This is a genomic window from Bifidobacterium scaligerum, from assembly GCF_002802865.1.
In the GTDB taxonomy this organism is placed as follows: Bacteria; Actinomycetota; Actinomycetes; order Actinomycetales; family Bifidobacteriaceae; genus Bifidobacterium; species Bifidobacterium scaligerum.
The window spans coordinates 252260-269662 of the sequence record NZ_PGLQ01000001.1; the positions used below are offsets into that span (position 1 = coordinate 252260).

Sequence of the window (17403 nt, forward strand, 5' to 3'; positions counted from 1 at the left end):
CGTCGCCAATCGGAAAACCAACCACTTTGTTACCAGCGAAAGGGGAACATCATGTACGTGCAGGTCAGGAACCTCACCAAGACGCTCAAGGGCAGGACCGTCCTCAAAGACGTGAACGCCGACTTCGAACGGGGACGGATATACGGCGTGGTCGGCGCCAACGGCTCCGGCAAGACCATGCTGTTGCGGGCCGTATGCGGATTCATCCGTCCCGACCGCGGGACCGTGACCATCAACGGCAAAACGGTCGAATTCAACCGCAAGCTCCCCGACATGGTCGGTGTGATTATCGAGAACCCCGGATTCATGCCCTCCGAAACCGCAGACGCCAACCTGCGCTATCTCGCCGGCATCAACCATACCTACGACGAGCGGGAGACCACACGGCTGCTGACGTTGTTCGGACTGAACGACCACAGGCACGAGAAGGTCAAGTCGTTCTCCCTGGGCATGCGCCAGAAGCTCGCCATCGTCCAGGCCCTCATGGAGCATCAGCATCTCATCCTGCTCGACGAGCCCACCAACGGCCTTGACGAACACTCCGTGGATATCTTCCTCAATGAGATGAAACGTCAGCGCGACATGGGACGGACCGCCATCATCGCCTCCCACCACAGCGATGAACTCAACCAAATCGCCGACCACCTCTACACCATGACCGACGGCAAACTCGGATGAGCAGTACTATCCCAGCCGGTCGGGGAATGAGGGGGTTGCCGATTGCCCAGGCACGTCCCAAGTGGGATTGCCTCGCGTGACTGGCTGGGATAAACCTTCCGCTGATGGTGCGGGTTGTCGGTTCGATGATTGGGAATCCGATCCTGGATGCGTGGAACCATCCGAACGGCCCGCCTCGGATATTTCCTCGTTCTCTACTACAGCCGTCATGGAATCCCGGACGATTTGCATGACTTCGTTGAGGTCCTGGATGGTTCTGTTATAGACATCAAGATCCTGATGGTCGCGCATCATGAGTCGTGCATGGGTGATCTGCTCATTGAGTCGTGCGCGGGTGTTGTCGTCTCTGACCTTGTTCGCGGATTCTTTGTAGAACCTATCGGCGTCTTCAATGGTTTGGCTCAGTGCGTTCTGTGCGTTGTCGATCTGTTGTTGTTCCTGTGATGCCTTGACCGTGTCAACTGTGTCATGCAGGTTCCTGATCTGGGTTCTGAGCTGGTTATTCGCTCTCCCTATTTCTGCACGAGTGCGATCGAGACGGTCGGCCGTCAGACTCGGATCGCAATTTTCTGTTGAGATCGATGGTTGATATTGCATGATTTTGCCAAGCAGTTCCAAAGACTTGGGATCCCGCACGTCTTTATCCTGGAACTTCGCATATGGTTCCGCCTGTTTCAATGCCTTGTTCCATTCAATCCGCACTATGTCAGATTGCTTGATTGCGTGATTGCATGACGTGAGCGCCGCCTGATGGTCGTAGTTCTTCTTCGCCATGACAAGGCCTGCGGCTGATCCTGCTGCGATGACCAGAACGAGCATGATGCCGGCGATGTGGGTAAAAGGGATATGCCGATGGACGGCCACCTCATCCGTGCTGTCAGCCGATGAATCTTCTGCCAAGGACACATCATCCTTGGCATGTTCCCCTACCCCCATTGGTGTGTCTATCGTCGTTCCCTTCTGTTTGTCAAGCTTGGATACGGGAGTGCTGTTGTTCCGTGCATCGCGAGGCAGCTCATCATCGATGATGGGTGTGATGGGAAGCAGCCGGTGCTTGGGTTTTCCGTCTGTCAACGGTTCCGGTGGAGCCCCAGCGGTTTCAGGGTCTGCAATGGCATGCGCAGCCCACTGGTCGAGTTCCGGCCATGTACTGGGATGATTGCGGATTTGCATGAGGAGATCCCAGTTGGCGGAATCGCTCATAAGATCGGAAAGCTCGCAAGGGTCAAGCTTGGGATTGATGCGGCGCATGCTTCCTTCCTTCCCTCGGGATTAGTGGATGTAAGTGATGCTGGGATTGTTGGCCTGCTCCTTGGTAAGGGTCCTGAGCCATGCGTATGGAAGGCCGCCGCCGGATTCGCTGACGACGATGCTGCCGTCGTCCTTGATTTCCTCGACGATGGCGACGTGTCCGTAATCGGCGCTTGCGCCGAGATAGCCTTTGGCGAAGCTCGCCACGTCGCCGAGCTGTATGCCGCCGCCCGTCGGGTATCCGAATTTTCTGGCGCTTGACGCCCACATCCAGCCGTCGCCCATGTAACCGTCCACAGGTTTGCCGATCTGCAATCGGCGGGCGGCCGCCCACCATGTGCATTGACCGGTTGCATAGGTGGTGATCTTGCCCACGGGCGTGCCGGTCGCCGCCACATCCACGTTCAGCGTGCCAGACTGCATGACCAACGGTGGCGTGAGCTTGCCGATGGTTCGTCCTGCCGTGGCCGAACAGCCGCCTCCCGCATCAATCGCCGGCTTCACGTTGTCGAGATACCGTTTGGTGATGTTGGGAATATCCGGGTACCTCATGAGGTTGCCTTCGCCCGCGTTATGGGCGATGACCAAAGCCGTCAGGTCGTCAAGCTCAGAGAACGGCATGCCCGGGTGCTTGGCCTTGAGTTGTTTGACGCCTTCCAAGCGGTTTTTCAGATACATGCCGCCGTAATGGGCATGGACCATGGGCTCGGTGATGCCTTCAGGTGGCGTCTGGTCGGCGCCTTCGGGATGCACGCCGCGCCATACGCTCCTGTTCATCTGCAGCAATCCCCAGGTTCCTCCGTTGCTGTCGTCGGCATACGCATCCGGTCGGAAACCGGATTCCTGCTTCATGATCGCCGCGATGAAATCAGCGCTCAATCCGCTCGATCGAGCCGCCTCGCTCACCCATGGCTTCGCCTCGTCCGGAACCTCGATCACACTGGCTTCACAACCGCCGTCATCTCCAACGGCAACGGTGGGGATGAACCACAACAGCAGACTGAAGACCATCAGCACCGCCACCGCGCCCAGCAGAAACGGGACACCGACCGCAGCTGATGCCGATGCTGCGATCCCGGCTTTCACCGCCGTTACGGCCCGAGAAACCGTCTGCGTGACTTGTCTCGCAATCTGCGTCGAGGCTCTGGCAGCGGATTTGGCCCCTTGGACGCCCGATCGTACGGTCTTGCCGGAGCGCCTCGCACGTCTGACACGAGCCGAAGCCGTTCTTCCCGCCGCGGCACGCGCCGTCGAACCTCTTGCCGCATGTCTTGTGCGAATAATACCGGTCACGCCGTCGCATATCCGGCTTACGGGGGCCATTGGTGATAATGGGTTGTCGTCCTCGCTGGTCTCCGTCTGTGTCGATTGCGATTCAAGCACGGATCGTGTCGCATTCACACCACGTTCCAAAACGCTGACGGTTGTTGTGCCGATCGGGTGCGATGCTTCGGATTCACTGTTCCTGATGATAGTTTGTGGCTGTTTTAGCCCGGCCAGCACGGGCCCATGGGAGAGTCCGCTGACATGACGGACTTTCAAGCCATGAATCGTGCCGTTCGGTCGAACGAGATTGCGTGTGGCGTGGAATGAGTCGGAGGTGACGGGTCTCATTCGGGTTTCCGATCCTCGAATTTCGTGGTATACAACCGATAAAGCAGACTATCGGCATCGATACGCCCATCGAACGGTATGAACGCAGTGCCGCTCTTAGCCATGCCCTGACCGGGCTGCACCCCGGTGAAGAACGCCCGCTGCTCATCGGACAGCTTCAGCAGCTCGCACAAGGCGTCGGCATCCGTGGCGGTCTGGTTCAGCAGCAACAGGAAGTCGCTGTTCGCGAGCATCAGACGCGCATCCTGGTTGGCCAGCAGCTCCTCGATGTTCTGCGTGATGCCGGTGGGGCACAAACCCCATTTACGGGCGCGCTTGTACAGGCGCAGGAAGTATTCGGCCGCATACCGGTTCGAGAACAGCAGATGGAACTCGTCCACCCACAGCCAGGTGCGCCGGCCGAGACGGCGATTCCTGACGACCCGGTTCCATATCTGATCCAGGACGACGAGCATACCGAATGTGCGCAACTCCGCTCCCAGACCGGAAACGTCATAGACCAGTAACCGGCTGGACGTATTCACATCAGTGGCATGGGCGAAGGCGTTCAGACTGCCGGTCGCGTAGATCTCCAATGCTCGCGCGGCATCATGGGCACCTGGCTCATTCAAAGCCGCGAGACGGTCATGCAGGGTGACGAGCGTGGGCATGCCCAGTTCTGGATGCTCCCGCACCTCGCGATACATGCCGATGACCGTACGGTCGATCAGACTGCGCTGCATGCGGTCGATGCCGTCCTGTCCGCCGATCAGCACACCGAGCATGTTCAGCACGCTCGCGCATTTCGACCGTATCGGATCACCCTCGGAATCATCCTCATACTCGATATCCAAAGCGTTGATATGCGCGCGCGACGCTTCCCCGATCTCGACTCGCTCGCCGCCAAGACCGGTGCACAACGGCGTGAACTCACGTTCCGGGTCGATGACGATCAGATCATCGTCCGGACGGGTCAGATAGATCTGGGTTATCTCGTTCTTCGCCGCCTGGCTCTTGCCCGAACCGGTCGTACCCAGAACGAATCCGTTGCCGTTCATGCCTTTCGTACGGTCGATGACCACGGGATTGCCGGTGCGGGCGTTCGCCCCATGGAACACCCCGCCCGGCTCGAACAGCTCCTGCGACGTGAACGGCACCAGAATCGCCGCGCTCGACGTGGTCAGCGTGCGACGCATCGGCGGCAGAGGATTCCCCAACGGCAGCACGGCGTTCAGCCCCTCCACCTGCATGTAGGCCAAGGTCTCGGCCACACACGACTGCCCATCGATCGCGGCCGTCACGTCACGAACCGTCTGATCCAGTTGCTCGCGACTGCCCGCCGACACGTCCACAATCATCAGGGAATCCACCAGCCGGTCGCCGTTATGCTCCAGATCATCACGCAGCTCACCCGCCTGAGTCATGGATTCCTGAAGATCATGAGGCAGCATGTCCTCGGGCAGATGCTGTTTGCGGTTCTTGCGCCGCTCGTCGATGGCCTGCATATCCATTTCGGCGATCGTCCGGTTCACGAGCTTCAACCCCTCGGCCTTGCCCCGCGGGGACAGATGGATGCCGACCGTGATATCCGCCTTGATGTCCGTGATGGACGACACTAGTTGATCGCTCAGATAATCCGGGAAGTCACGCACCAACAGACACTGATGCCACACCTCCGCAGTGCCCGAGCTCAACCGGAGCCGACGGCGATCCGACACATCCACGGCGAACGGGGCCACATAATCCTTCGTGGACATGCCATGCGATTTCAGGAAACCATCCTCGGTGAACGAGAACCGGACACCGTGCCGCAGCATCCCGTGCAATACCGCCAGACGCGACTGCCGATCCAAACGGACACCGACACAGCCGCCCACCGACCGCAGTTGCGCCGTGGCACGCAACGCGGCACGGTTCAGCAGCGTGACCGCCCGTTCCCCGTCCCGCTCACGCAACGTCAACGTCAGATACTTGTCCGTCACCGCGCCCTGCGAACGCCCGGCGAGACGCCGACGCACATTGCGGTTGAAGTCCCCGCGCAATCCATCCAACGCATCGCTCCGAAGCGACATGGCGATACTGCGCGTCACCTCCTCGGGATCCAGCATGCGCGTGGCGACCGTGATCTGAACGCCCATATTCTCACCGACCGAATTCAGGAAACGCCCCCACCGGTCCACGACATCCAGCTGCTGATCCTGGGTCGCGACCTGATAATTGATGTCGCTGATCCGCAACGACACGCTCCACCGGTCGCCGCCAAGGAACACGATGCCATTGGACAGCATCGAATCATAACCAAGCAACTCCTTCGACGAACGAGGCATGCGACGATTCCCGGACCGCCTGTTCCCGACCTTTCCATGTCGCTTACCGTTGCCTTTGACCGCCTTGCCGCCACTGATGTCAGACATGACGACGTACCTTCCTTCCCCTGATTCGTCTACGGGCCTTCTCTTTCAACGACGGTTTGCCGGGAAACCTCGCGGGAACATAGGGTTCGAGCAGGTAGACCTTCGGACCGAAACGCTGGCGCAGCATGTATCCCAGATACCGTTCAGGCTTCAGCCCTTTCGGACGCCACCAACCCCACAGCGCGAACGGCAGGCAAACCGCAAACAGCAGATACGACCCCAGATCGGACAACCCCAACGACCAGAACAATGCAGCCTCGCCTCCTCCCAGGACGAGCATGCATGTGGCGGCCGCCAGTTGACGCCAGCTCAGCCCCCACATCACCTTCGCCTCGACATTGGCGATCTCCTTATACACGCGCATCTGCAACATGAAAGAATCCTTTCCGATTGGGCCCGGTTGTGATAGGCGGCTACTCGCCGCCGGCTATAGCCCGACTGACACGCTGACTCACCGCGATCACGAAGAACAGCAGGATGCCAGCCATCATGAGATTGCCGAAGTTGCCCGTCACCCACGCCACCATGCCCTCGTCCGCAGAATCCGGGATCTTCACGGCATCGACCACGATCCGCTGATAGAACACCAGACAGATGAACACGCACACCGCATTCACCGACGTGCGCGCATACGACTTGAAGAAACCCACGCCGATCGGCTTGGTGTCCTCATGCACCAGAAACGCGAATGGCAACGACTGGAACGCCGTCAACGCATACAATTCGATGAACCGCACATACAGCACCACCGTGAACACCACCGACGCCAACTGGGACAACAGCCACGGGATCACCAGCAGAAAGAACAACGCCGCCTGTCCCATCACCCCGGCATCGCGAATCTGGTCACGCATCAGATCACCCAGCTGACCGCCGTCGCCCGTCGCCTCATACGACATCTGAGAAGACACGCCCTGCATGAGGAACTGCGTGACCTGATTAAACATCCGAATGAATAGGCTGGCGTTCTGCACGGCGATGAACACCAACGCGATCTTGAACATGGTGCCGGCCACGATCTTCACACCCAGATCACGGTCCGACTCGATGCGCGTCGAGTTACGCGCCAGCTCCAACGTGAACATGACCGCAAGCACCACCGACGTCAGAGGCTTGACGGCGACTCCATGCACGTTCACCGCCAACTGGTAAAGAGCGGGATTCCACGTCTCCGGCGCCTGAGACAACAGCCCGGCCGTAATCGAACCGGCACCTCCGCCGCCGATCATGTTGAGCATGGCTACGATGAAGTCCTCCACGGCAGGCCCCGAATCAGCTCAGCCCAGAGCCACCGCGTTGAAAATCTGCGCGGCCGCGATGATCATGCCTCCACCCACGATCTGCCACAGTCCCGATTGCGTCTGCGGCCCGTTGTGATCCTTCAGCCCGCCACCGAATGTGACGGCGCCCCACACCAGCCACAGTCCGCCGCCGATAGTGGCGAACCTGACGAACAACTGAAGCACCTGATTCAACAAATCCACGACGGCCTCCTCTGACGACAATCAAGGAGCCCGACAGGCAACGGCCTCCGTTGACACCCATCGTCAGGGAAAACCGGCGGGATAGCGGCGGACAGTCTTTCTGAATAGTTCAGAACATGGGGATGTCCCCGAAGATGCGACTATGCATCCCATAGCAGGGATTTCCGAAGGTTGTTTTGATAAGTCGATAACTATTTTTATCGGAAAGATACTGAGAGTTTATCGTTGATGTGGCTGCTAAATGTCTTACGCGTCCTTCGTGAGAGCATTGATAGATGAAAACGGCAGCCTATGAATCGATAGGCTGCCGTGCCGATAGTGTCCGCCGACGATGATGAGAATTGTGGAATCTACGGATCACGTAATTCCAATGATTTTTTGCGCTTTATCGTTCTTTGAAGTAGGTGAAGAGGTGTCGTTCCTTGATGTGGAGGGTGGTGATGGTGGTGGCGAGTAGGTAGGCGGCGCCTGTGGTGATGGTGGTTTGTATGGCGTTGAGGGTGATGACGGTTCGGTCGGTGGCGTCGATGAGGAGTCTGGCGGCGGTCATGTCGATGGGCAGGCTGATGGCGGTGGCGAGCAGGATGGTGATGCCGGTTTCGATGATGATCTGCGTGGCGAGTGCGGGTTTGGGGACGCCGCAGTGCAGTGCGGAGGCGATTTCGAGCCGGCGGCCGCGTATGAGCAGGTATCCGATAATGAGGGCGATGAGCGCGCCGCAGGCGGGCAGGATGCGTGTGGAGCGTTGCCGGTAGAGGGTTTGTCCGTCGAAGCCGTCGCCTTTGGTGGTGTTGAGCTGGCCGAGGGTGGGTGCATCGTCGCCGGTGGTTTTCGCGTTCGGGGTGAGGGTGGACCAGAGGGCGTTGCGGGTCTGGCTGGTTTGCGGCCAGGTCTTGGCCCAGCAGGCGTCGAACGTGCCGGTGGCGGGTGTTTCCTCCATTAGCGCGTACGCGTATCCGGGGGTGCGTCCGTCGTCGGGGTATTGGTAGACGCCCTTGACGTGTGCGGTGCGTCCGTCCGCGAGGCCGATCGTGCCGCCGGTGGTGGTGCCGAGCGTTTCGGCGACTTGCTGGGAGGCGATCAGTCCGGTCGTGTTCGCGTCCTGTTTCGTGTCGAGGAGTTTGGCCAGTCCGGGGGTAATCTGGTAGAGGGGCGTGGTGGTGTCGGGCAGGGCCGCGAGGGTGAGCGGGTCGGCTGCGCGGATCGCTCCGGCGGCCTGGACGCCTGTGAGGCTGGTGAGGCGTTCGCAGGATGCCGCGTCGATGCCGTCGGGCGCGTTGAGTACGAGGATGTCGGCCCCGGATTGCCGGTATGCGTTTGCCTGGTCGAGGATAGCCGAGCCGGTGGCGATGTCCATGACGCCCATGCCGGCGGCGGTCAGGGCCAGGGCGAGGACGGCCGGGGCGAGGCGGGCGGCGCCGCTGGTGATGGAGCGCCATGCCTCGGAGATGACGGAGGTTGCTTTCATCGTGGTGTGGTTCATTGGTAGTTCTTCAAATCGATGATGTCGGTGCATGCGTCGCGCGTGTTCGGGTCGTGGGTGGAGACCACGACGATCGTGTCGTTACGGGCGATGCGAGAGAGGGATTCGCTGACCGTGGCCGCGGTGTGCATGTCGAGCTGGGCGGTGGGTTCGTCCACGAGCATGAGCGAGGGTTGGGCGGCGAACGCGCGGGCGAGCATGAGGCGCTGGGCCTCGCCGCCGGACAGTTCCGCGAACCTGCGGTCGGCGACCTGGGTCAGGTTGAACCGGTCCATGAGCGTGCGCGCCTGTACCTCGGCCTCGCGACGCGAAAGCCCTTTGGCGAGCAGGGGCAGGCTGACGTGGTCGATCGCGGTGCGTTGGGCCACGCCGTGCGGGTTCTGGAAGATCCAGCGCATCGAGTCGATGCCTTGTCGGGTCACTTGGCCTTCGGCGGGCGTGGTCCAGCCGGCGATGATGCCGAGCAGCGTGGACTTGCCCGCGCCGCTCCGCCCGGTCAACGCGTACACGTGCCCGGGCACGAGGCTTGCGGTCAGATCGTGGAACAGGAGCGGGCCGTCGGCGTACCGGTGGCCGACGTGGTCGAGGTCAACGCGCATCGCACGCCGCCTGTCCCGGATCGGCCTTGATGCGCGCGGGCGCCTTGCCGTCGATTGTGACCAGCGTGCGGCCCAACGAGCTGCCGGCCACGTGCGCCTTGACGCTCGTGCCGTCGGTCGCCACCACGCACCCGTCGCTGCCCTTGAGCCCGATGAGCGCGGCCGCGGGCACCGAGTACACGCCGATCGGCTTCTTGAGCTTGTAGGTCACGGTCACGCTCGTGACGTCCTCGCCGTCCTTGCGCGCGCCCGTGTACGTGGACCATCCGGCCATCGCCTGCAACGCGGCCTGGTCCGACACGATGCCGTCGTCGCCGATGGGATAGTCCTTGCCGTTGATCTCGACCACGCGATCGCCCTGGATGCGGCCGTCCGGCAGGGACGCGGCCTTGACCGACGCGACCCCGGCCGTGGCTTGGAACGCGGGCGAATCAGTCGAATCGCCGGTCACGGTCGAACCCAGCGACGCCGCGCACGACACGCTCATCGCCTGTGCGGGCAGCCACACCGCCAACGCGCGGGAGAACGCGCCCTGCTGGACCCTGGCCGTCGCCGCGGCCGTGCCGGCGTTCGCCGCGTACAGGCGACGCCACGCGTCCCACGTGGCCCAGTCGAACACGCCCGACCGGGAGCCCCCGTAGCCGAGCGCGGCCAGCTCGTCCTGCAACGCCGTCACGTCGTCGCCCTTGTCCCCGTACGCCAGATCACGATACAAGGGCGTGTCCGTGTGCAGGCTCACCAGAGGAGTGCCGTCCACGTCGTACTCGTGCGAGCCCGAACGCACCACGCCGTCCGCGGGACACGACGCGAACGTGACCCTGCCCGACACCGGGAACGCGACCCCGCCGGCCGGCGACGCCGTCACGTCCACGTTCAGGGAACGCGCGTCGTCGAACTCCTCAGACCCCAACGCGAGACTCCCCGCATCCGGGGAAGTTGACAGGGACGGCGGCGTCGCCATCCGCTCCAACCCCACGGCCAATCCCATGCCGGCAGCCAGGCACGCGACCATGCACGCCGCCACGAACCCCACGCCGTTCACCCGACGACGTGTGCGGGCACTACTATTCTTTCCGGATCGAAACACGAGCAACCCCCTCTTTACTTGCTCGGGTTCGCCAGGCACTGGGAGAACGCGTCCGACGACGTGTCCAGCTTCGACGACCCCTCGGGCTTGCCCATCTCGGTCAGGTAATCCTGCTTCGTGAACGAATCAGGCACCAGCTTGCGCCGCTTGAGGCAACCCACGACCAGTTCGATCTCGTCCGCGTTCGACGGGTTCTGCACCATACGCTCGTACAGGTCGCGGATCTGCAGGTTCGTGCCCTTCGCGCACGCCATGCTGTCCTCGTTCGCCTTGGCCGAATCATAAGTGTCGTCCGTGTTCATGTGCTCCTGCATCAACCCGGTGGACTGGTCCGTGTCGAACTCCACGTCATCGCCCTTGGCGGCCATGCACTCCCGGTACTTCTCGTTCGCCTCCCGGTAATCCGACTCGCTGATCCTGCCCGCCTTGACCGCGCGTTCCAACACACCGCGCTCGAAATCGCTCGACGCAGACTGCAACGCCTGCTTCAACTCCGCCTCATACGACGACGATCCGGAAGACGACGAAGACGAGGAGGAAGCCCCGTCCGACGCGCCGGCATTCCCGGAACCCGGCATCGAACACGCCCCCAAACCCAACACCACCGACAACACGCCGGCAGCCGCAACCACGCGCAACGTATCTTTTGACATATGTATTCCTTTCAAAACTATGGCGCATAAAAAGGAAAGTGCTGGCGTTCCATACGAATTGCTATCGAATGGAACGCCAGCACGGTATGAAAGTTACTTCAGCATGCCGCGGGCGTACCAAGAAGATCCCGCGGTGGAGGACGCATAAGCGTATCCGTGCTTCCAGCCGTTGTAGTAAACAACCTTCTTACCGTTCACGATGCGGCCGACTTCAGCTCGGGCATAGCCGCTGTTCCCTGCTGTGTTGTACGCGTTGGCCCAAGTGAGATTCTTTGCCGCATTGATGTAGGAGCCGTTGCCGACCACTGCCATCGCCGGCGCTGTGACACCAGCGAATCCAGTCAAGGCAAGTGCTGCACCAAGCACACCGGACATGACTCTTTTCTTCATGTTCATCATGTTGTTTCCTTTCTCTTGTGAAGGAGGCCGCGACGGGGAAGTCCGTCCAGCCGGAGTCAAAACTACGACGTGCATGGCTGGCGAGATTATGTTTTGACCTGCCACTGACTGAACCTGACCGATTCCTGACCAGGTTGGACGCGAATGCTATGGTGTGCGCATTGTTTCGCGAAGGGAGCGGGCCGTATGAAGGTTCTGATTGTCGAAGACAACGCCAATCTCGCTGATGTGGTACGGATGGGACTCTCCATGGAAGGCATGGAGGCAAAAGCTGTTTACGATGGCCGGGATGCTCTGGAGGAGCTGGATTCCGGGGAGTGGGACATGCTGATACTTGATCGCGATCTCCCTGGACTGCATGGTGACGAAATCGCTAAGAGACTAAGCGAACGGCGTGATCCCATACACATTCTCATGCTGACTGCAGCATCCCAAACCGAGGACATAGTCCAAGGACTTGATCTTGGTGCAGATGACTATTTGACGAAACCATTTGAATATGCCGAACTGCTGGCCAGAGTTAATGCAGTGCGTCGGCGTTTGGGCATGGCAAATGACATGGTTTACAACCGAGATGACTTTTCGGCAGACTTCAGAACGGGGTCCATCACTGTTCACGGCGCGGAACTAAAGTTTGGGAAACGAGAACTTGCCGTATTAAAAACCCTGATCGAAGCGCGCGGCGCGGTGATTAGCGCAGAACGCCTATATCGTGAGATTTGGCAAGACGATCACGCTCATACAAGAGGAATCGTCAAGACCACAATCTATGCGATTCGCACGAAAATCGGAATCACTGATTTCATTGAGACCGTTCCCGGACAAGGATATCGCATATCATGAAAAAGCCTAAATATCCTTCGTTGAATGGGAACCATTCCAGCCATCCGAAACTGCATTTACCGTTTCAGTGGTCTACAAGAAGAAGATTGGTCACCACGATCGTCATCGTGTTCTTCATGCTTACCGGAGTGGTGACCGCCATGACGTATTATGTCGTGAACCGGCAACTGGAAACGGTGACCGTAAATAAATCTTTTACTCAGGCAGAAGATGCCGATGAACAACATAGTTTGAATTCGCAGGCCATTCCTTCTGAAGTCGATAAGGATTACGTTTCCGCCGGGTATGACTCCAGCAAGGATGCTTTAACGCTAACTATGGAACAAGGAGACAAAAAATCCCGGGATCTGATATTGGCGGTAAGCATAGCCCCCATCATTGTTTTTGGCCTATTATCTGGAGGAATAACTTGGATTATCGCCACTAGGACACAACGAAGAATCAATAGTGTGGCCTCTCAGATTACCGCGTCCGATGCTGGATTGGAAAGGCAACCTATCGTTATTCCATATGAAAACGACGAGGCGTACACTATTGCATCCGCATACAACCTCATGTTAAAGGATCTCAACAGTGCAATCAGTCGGGAAAAGGAATTTATCGCCGATGCGTCACATGAGTTAAAAAATCCACTTGCGGCCACTTCGGCCGCATTGGAGATTCCGTTGCACAACCAGCTTTTCGATGAGCGTTGCAGGCCTTTCGTCGAAAAGGCTTTGGCTTCAAATCATGCTGGGGTTGAAATCGTCAATCATCTACTCGAATTGTCGAAAGTGCAGCAACTAGACCGAGCCAATCTTAGCCGAGTTAATGTAGCTGAGATCATTCGCAATACTCTTCAAGAAAATATGGAACTTATCGGAGATAGAGTTCAAGTGCATACTAATCTGGAAAATGCATATCTCCTAGCCGATGGTCTGCTAATTAAGCAGATGGTTGCAAACCTTATTACGAATGCCATTCAGCATAATCGTGCGGCTCAACCACATGTATGGATAAACTTAGCCAATGACAGGCAATACGAAGGCGAGTCCTGCATTGCGATAGACATATCCAATACCGGCATGGATCTTTCCGATACAAGGGTAGATGATTTCCTGTCACCTTTTAACAGGGGGGAGGATAATAGGATAAATACGCATGTGGGATCTGCATCACCTCATCACGGGTTGGGTTTATCCATAGTGCAAGAGATTGTTGCTATGCATCATGGCCATTTGAGTCTGCAAGCGCGGCCGGGAGGTGGATTGAGAATCATAGTTCTTTTACCTGACACGCTATAAGAATCGTAGCATTAAACATCTCCTGCATTAGAAATATTGGTTCATTTACACTGAAAATGATGAATGATATTTGAGGGAAATGTCAGATAATCGTTATGTCTCATCCAAACGTGTATCGGTCGGTCTATTGGAAATAAAATCAGCTTCCAATTTTTAAAAGGTGACGGGAATGTTGCTGTACATGCCCGTCACCCCTATGCATTGCCCCTGTTGCCGGGACATGTGCAGTCTACCAGTTGAGGGTAAACTTCCAAGCCGCCAATACCGCTAACCCCGCTTCCCCGGGTTATGCTGTAGTAAAACCCTTTACTAAAGTTTGCGGGGAGGATGTCATGGCCACGCTCAAGGAGGTTGCGGAACGGGCCGGGGTGTCACAGAGCACGGTGTCGCGCTTGCTGAACGACCCGTCGTTCTCCATCAAGGAGGAGACGCGACGGCGCGTGCTGCGAGTGTGCGAGGAGCTGGGATACCGCAACGTGTTCCGTCCCGCGATCGCGGTGCTGGATGCGCCTCCGTCCGGGGAGGAGCTACAGGATGCGTACTTCGCCGATCTGCGGAAGGTTCTTGCGGAGTGTGCGGAGTCGATGGAATTGGACCAGCCCACGTTCATCCGGTCCATACACGAGCTGACGGAACGCGCGGCGGAGTTCGATGGGTTCATCACCGTGGGTGCCACGGTGTTTCCCGAAGCGGACCTGCGCGCCCTGCATGCAGTGCTCCCGCATGGCGTGTGCATCGACACGAATCCGGCGCCGCACCTGTTTGACTCCGTACGGCCCGATCTGTCGCAGACGATGCTGGATGCCTTGGACGCGATGATCGCGGCGGGCCGCAGACGCATCGCGTTTCTCGGTGGCGTGGGCAGCATCATGGGCACGCATGACTATCCCGAGGATATCCGCGAACTGTCGTTCCGCCAGTGGGCTGCGCACTTGGGATTGGAAACGGACGGATTGGTGTATTCGTCCGGCACGTTCACCGTGGAGAACGGTTATCGTCTCGCGGAGCAACTGGTGGCCGATCATCGTGAGGCCGGCAGCATGCCCGATGGTCTGATCGTGGCCGCCGACGTGCTCGCGGTGGGGGCGTTGCAGGCGTTGAACGCACTGCGCGTGGCGGTTCCCGACGAGTTGGCCGTGGTGAGTGTGAACAACCAGTCAATCGCCCGGTACACGTCGCCGTCGCTGAGTTCGTATGCGATCGATCAAAGGGAGTTGGCCCGTATGGCGTTCTCCACCTTGATTGATGGGTTGAAGCATGAGCGGCGGGTGCGTCGTCACATCCTGCTGACGACCGAGCTGGTGCCGCGCGCAAGCTTCGTTCCTCAGGCGTAAGACGTCGTCTCGAAGACGGGCGGCACCGGCGTCGATTTTGCTGGAAGGAATTTACTTCACCTGGCGGCCGGCGCACCAGACGTGTTGGGCGGTCCAGTCGGTGGGGTCGAGGAGGTTGAGGTCGGCGGCGTATCCGGGGGCGATGAGGCCGAGCGGGGCTCCGGTGACGGGGTTGGCCCGGTCGAATCCGAAGGCGCGTGCCGGGGTAAGGGTGGCGGCCTCGACGGCGGCGACGGGACTGAAGCCGAGTTCGTTGACCGCGCGCTGGACCGCGACCTCTAGGGTGAGCGTGGAGCCGGCGATGGCGCCGTTGGACACGAGGCGGGCGTGGCCGTCGATGACGTTCACGTCGAGTTCGCCGAGCTTGTACGCGCCGTCGGGGCAGTCGGTGGCGGCCATCGCGTCGGTGACGAACGCGATGCGGTGGGGCGCCAGGCCGAAGCCGAGCTTGACCATCGGGTTCTGGACGTGGAAGCCGTCGTTGATGAGCTCGATGGTGACGCGCGGGTCCTCGACGGCGGCCGGGATGGGGCCGGGTTCGCGATGGTGCAGGCCGTTCATCGCGTTGAACATGTGGGTCATGATGCCGGCGCCCGCGTCGAAGCCGGCCTGGGCGGTCTCGTAGTCGGCGTCGCAGTGGCCGACCGCTGGCACCACGCCGGCGGAAGCGAACTGGCGGATGGCGCCGATGCCGTGCTCCAGTTCGGGGGCGATGGTGATCTGGCGGATGCAGCCGAGCTTGCCAGTGGCGGGGTCGGCGCCCGAGGCGTCGAGCATCTCGTCCACGAGTTCGGGCACCGGGTCCTTGAGGCAGTTCGGGTCGTGCGCACCCTTGCGCTTCAGGGCGAGGAACGGGCCTTCGAGGTGGCAGCCGAGGATGTCGGGGCGGGTGGCCATCTTCTCGCGCACGGTGCGGATGTTGCGGCAGATCACGTCCATCGGGTTGGTGATGAGCGAAAGCACCTGGCGGGTGGTGCCGTGCACCGCGTGGCCGGCGCGGGCCACGTCGATGCCGTCGGGGCCGTCGTCGAAGCTCTTCTCCCAGGCGCCGTGGGCGTGGATGTCCACGTAGCCGGGGGTGAGGATGCGGTCGGCCGCGTCGATCACCTCGCCGGAGCGGGAGGCCGGGTCGATGCCGACCGTGCGGCAGGCGTGCTCGAACGCCTCCTCGCCGGTGCCGTCCGCGGCCGCAGCGCCCGTGGCCACGATCACGCCACGCGCGTCCGAAACCACCCAGTAGCCCGACTGCTCGCCGCGGGCGTCCACCTTGCGCGCCCCGCGGATCGCGACCGGGCGAGCCTCGCCTTCCAACGCCGCCGTCACGTGCGCGACGATCTCGTTTCTGTCCTGTGCCATGATTTCCTTCCTGTATGCGTTCGGGCTCCCTCTTTGCGGAGAAAGAAGGAGCCCGAGTTCGGTTCGGTTACTGTCAGATGCCCTGCCAGGCGGGCTTGTGGGCGAAGGCGTAGCGGTAGTAGTCCTTGTGACGCAGGCGGCTGGCGGCCTCCTCGTCGATGATGATCGTGGCGTGCGGGTGCAGCTGCAGCGCGGAGGCCGGGCAGAACGCACTCACGCCGCCCTCGACGGTCTCCTCGATGGCCTCGGCCTTGCCCGCGCCGAACGCGAGCAGCACGAGGTGGCGGGCCTTGAGGACCGTGCCGATGCCCTGCGTGATGCAGTGGGTCGGCACCTGGTTGATGTCGTTGTCGAAGAAGCGCGCGTTGTCGATGCGGGTCTGCTCGGCGAGCGTCTTGACGCGCGTGCCGGATGCGAGCGAGGAGCCGGGCTCGTTGAAGCCGATGTGGCCGTCGGTGCCGATGCCGAGGATCTGCACGTCGATGCCGCCCGCGGCCTCGATGGCCGCGTCGTAGGCCGGGCCGGCGGCGGCGATCTTGTCGCCGTCTTCGAGCGGCGCGCCGTTCAGCACGTCGCCGGGCACGTGGACCTTGGCCGGGTCGAGGCCGAGCGGTTCGACGACCGTGCGGTGGATGGTGGAGTGGTAGGACTCCGGGTGGGTCAGCGGCAGGCCCAGGTACTCGTCGAGCGCGAAGCCGCGCACCTGGGAGACGTCGATGGATTCGTCCTTCACGATCTTGGCGAGGGCGCGGTAGGCGGCCAGCGGGCTGGAACCGGTGGCCAGGCCCAGCACCGCGTCCGGCTTGGCCTTGATGAGGTCCGCGACGCAGCGGCCGTAGATCTCGCCGGCCTCCTCCTCGTTCTTGACGATGATCACTTCAGCCATGATTGATTGCCTCTTTTCTGTGGGTGTGTTTTGGGGAATATGCACGGGCGGCGGCATGGT

17 protein-coding genes are annotated in these 17403 nt (G+C 60.4%); 4 read left to right on the forward strand and 13 right to left on the reverse strand.

Going from position 1 to position 17403, the window contains the following annotated elements:
- The first annotated feature begins 51 nt into the window (after positions 1-51).
- Positions 52-678 carry an ABC transporter ATP-binding protein gene (locus CUU80_RS01000; RefSeq protein ID WP_055427673.1) on the forward strand — a complete coding sequence of 209 codons (627 nt, stop codon included), beginning with the start codon at positions 52-54 and terminating at the stop codon, positions 676-678.
- 6 nt (positions 679-684) lie between these two features.
- Here CUU80_RS01000 and CUU80_RS01005 read toward each other — a convergent pair whose 3' ends face one another.
- From CUU80_RS01005 to CUU80_RS01055, 11 genes are all read right to left on the reverse strand, one after another.
- On the reverse strand, positions 685-1584 hold the full coding sequence (locus CUU80_RS01005; protein ID WP_243388612.1) for a hypothetical protein: 900 nt from the start codon (positions 1582-1584) through the stop codon (positions 685-687).
- A 366-nt stretch (positions 1585-1950) separates the two neighbouring features.
- Positions 1951-2940 carry a CHAP domain-containing protein gene (locus CUU80_RS10925; RefSeq protein ID WP_243388584.1) on the reverse strand — a complete coding sequence of 330 codons (990 nt, stop codon included), beginning with the start codon at positions 2938-2940 and terminating at the stop codon, positions 1951-1953.
- A 599-nt stretch (positions 2941-3539) separates the two neighbouring features.
- Positions 3540-5936: a VirB4-like conjugal transfer ATPase, CD1110 family gene (locus CUU80_RS01015; RefSeq protein ID WP_100495490.1), complete on the reverse strand. Its 2397-nt coding sequence runs from the start codon at positions 5934-5936 to the stop codon at positions 3540-3542.
- Positions 5929-6309 (reverse strand): PrgI family protein, encoded by a 381-nt coding sequence (locus tag CUU80_RS01020; protein ID WP_100495491.1) that lies wholly within the window; start codon positions 6307-6309, stop codon positions 5929-5931. The genes CUU80_RS01015 and CUU80_RS01020 overlap by 8 nt, the downstream gene beginning before the upstream one ends.
- Positions 6310-6349: 40 nt before the next feature.
- Positions 6350-7195, reverse strand: a complete 846-nt coding sequence (locus tag CUU80_RS01025) for a VirB6/TrbL-like conjugal transfer protein, CD1112 family (protein WP_100495492.1) — start codon at positions 7193-7195, stop codon at positions 6350-6352.
- Positions 7196-7213: 18 nt separating this feature from the next.
- On the reverse strand, positions 7214-7420 hold the full coding sequence (locus CUU80_RS01030; protein WP_025263185.1) for a hypothetical protein: 207 nt from the start codon (positions 7418-7420) through the stop codon (positions 7214-7216).
- A gap of 385 nt (positions 7421-7805) precedes the next feature.
- Positions 7806-8888: a hypothetical protein gene (locus CUU80_RS01035; protein WP_239519406.1), complete on the reverse strand. Its 1083-nt coding sequence runs from the start codon at positions 8886-8888 to the stop codon at positions 7806-7808.
- Positions 8889-8899: 11 nt separating this feature from the next.
- Entirely contained in the window at positions 8900-9502 is a 603-nt protein-coding gene (locus CUU80_RS01040) for an ATP-binding cassette domain-containing protein (protein WP_100495494.1), read from the reverse strand.
- A complete protein-coding gene (locus tag CUU80_RS01045) occupies positions 9492-10535 on the reverse strand; it encodes a peptidoglycan-binding domain-containing protein (RefSeq protein ID WP_240811846.1) in 1044 nt (347 codons plus the stop codon). The genes CUU80_RS01040 and CUU80_RS01045 overlap by 11 nt, the downstream gene beginning before the upstream one ends.
- 68 nt (positions 10536-10603) lie before the next feature.
- A complete protein-coding gene (locus CUU80_RS01050; protein WP_239519405.1) occupies positions 10604-11242 on the reverse strand; it encodes a hypothetical protein in 639 nt (212 codons plus the stop codon).
- Positions 11243-11335: 93 nt separating this feature from the next.
- Positions 11336-11641 (reverse strand): hypothetical protein, encoded by a 306-nt coding sequence (locus CUU80_RS01055; protein WP_100495495.1) that lies wholly within the window; start codon positions 11639-11641, stop codon positions 11336-11338.
- A gap of 186 nt (positions 11642-11827) precedes the next feature.
- Here CUU80_RS01055 and CUU80_RS01060 point away from each other — a divergent pair, with 186 nt between their 5' ends.
- The 3 genes from CUU80_RS01060 to CUU80_RS01070 all read left to right on the forward strand — a co-directional run bounded on the left by CUU80_RS01060 (position 11828) and on the right by CUU80_RS01070 (position 15101).
- Entirely contained in the window at positions 11828-12484 is a 657-nt protein-coding gene (locus tag CUU80_RS01060; RefSeq protein ID WP_100495496.1) for a response regulator transcription factor, read from the forward strand.
- On the forward strand, positions 12481-13767 hold the full coding sequence (locus tag CUU80_RS01065; RefSeq protein ID WP_100495497.1) for a sensor histidine kinase: 1287 nt from the start codon (positions 12481-12483) through the stop codon (positions 13765-13767). The genes CUU80_RS01060 and CUU80_RS01065 overlap by 4 nt, the downstream gene beginning before the upstream one ends.
- 332 nt (positions 13768-14099) lie before the next feature.
- The gene (locus CUU80_RS01070) at positions 14100-15101 is read left to right on the forward strand and encodes a LacI family DNA-binding transcriptional regulator (protein ID WP_100495498.1); all 1002 of its coding nucleotides are present in this window, start codon (positions 14100-14102) and stop codon (positions 15099-15101) included.
- A 51-nt stretch (positions 15102-15152) separates the two neighbouring features.
- Here the strand turns inward: CUU80_RS01070 and nagA are convergent, their stop codons facing one another.
- On the reverse strand, positions 15153-16457 hold the full coding sequence (gene nagA, locus CUU80_RS01075; RefSeq protein ID WP_100495499.1) for an N-acetylglucosamine-6-phosphate deacetylase: 1305 nt from the start codon (positions 16455-16457) through the stop codon (positions 15153-15155).
- 73 nt (positions 16458-16530) lie between these two features.
- Positions 16531-17343 carry a glucosamine-6-phosphate deaminase gene (gene nagB / locus CUU80_RS01080; RefSeq protein ID WP_100495500.1) on the reverse strand — a complete coding sequence of 271 codons (813 nt, stop codon included), beginning with the start codon at positions 17341-17343 and terminating at the stop codon, positions 16531-16533.
- Between the last annotated feature and the right edge of the window lie 60 nt (positions 17344-17403).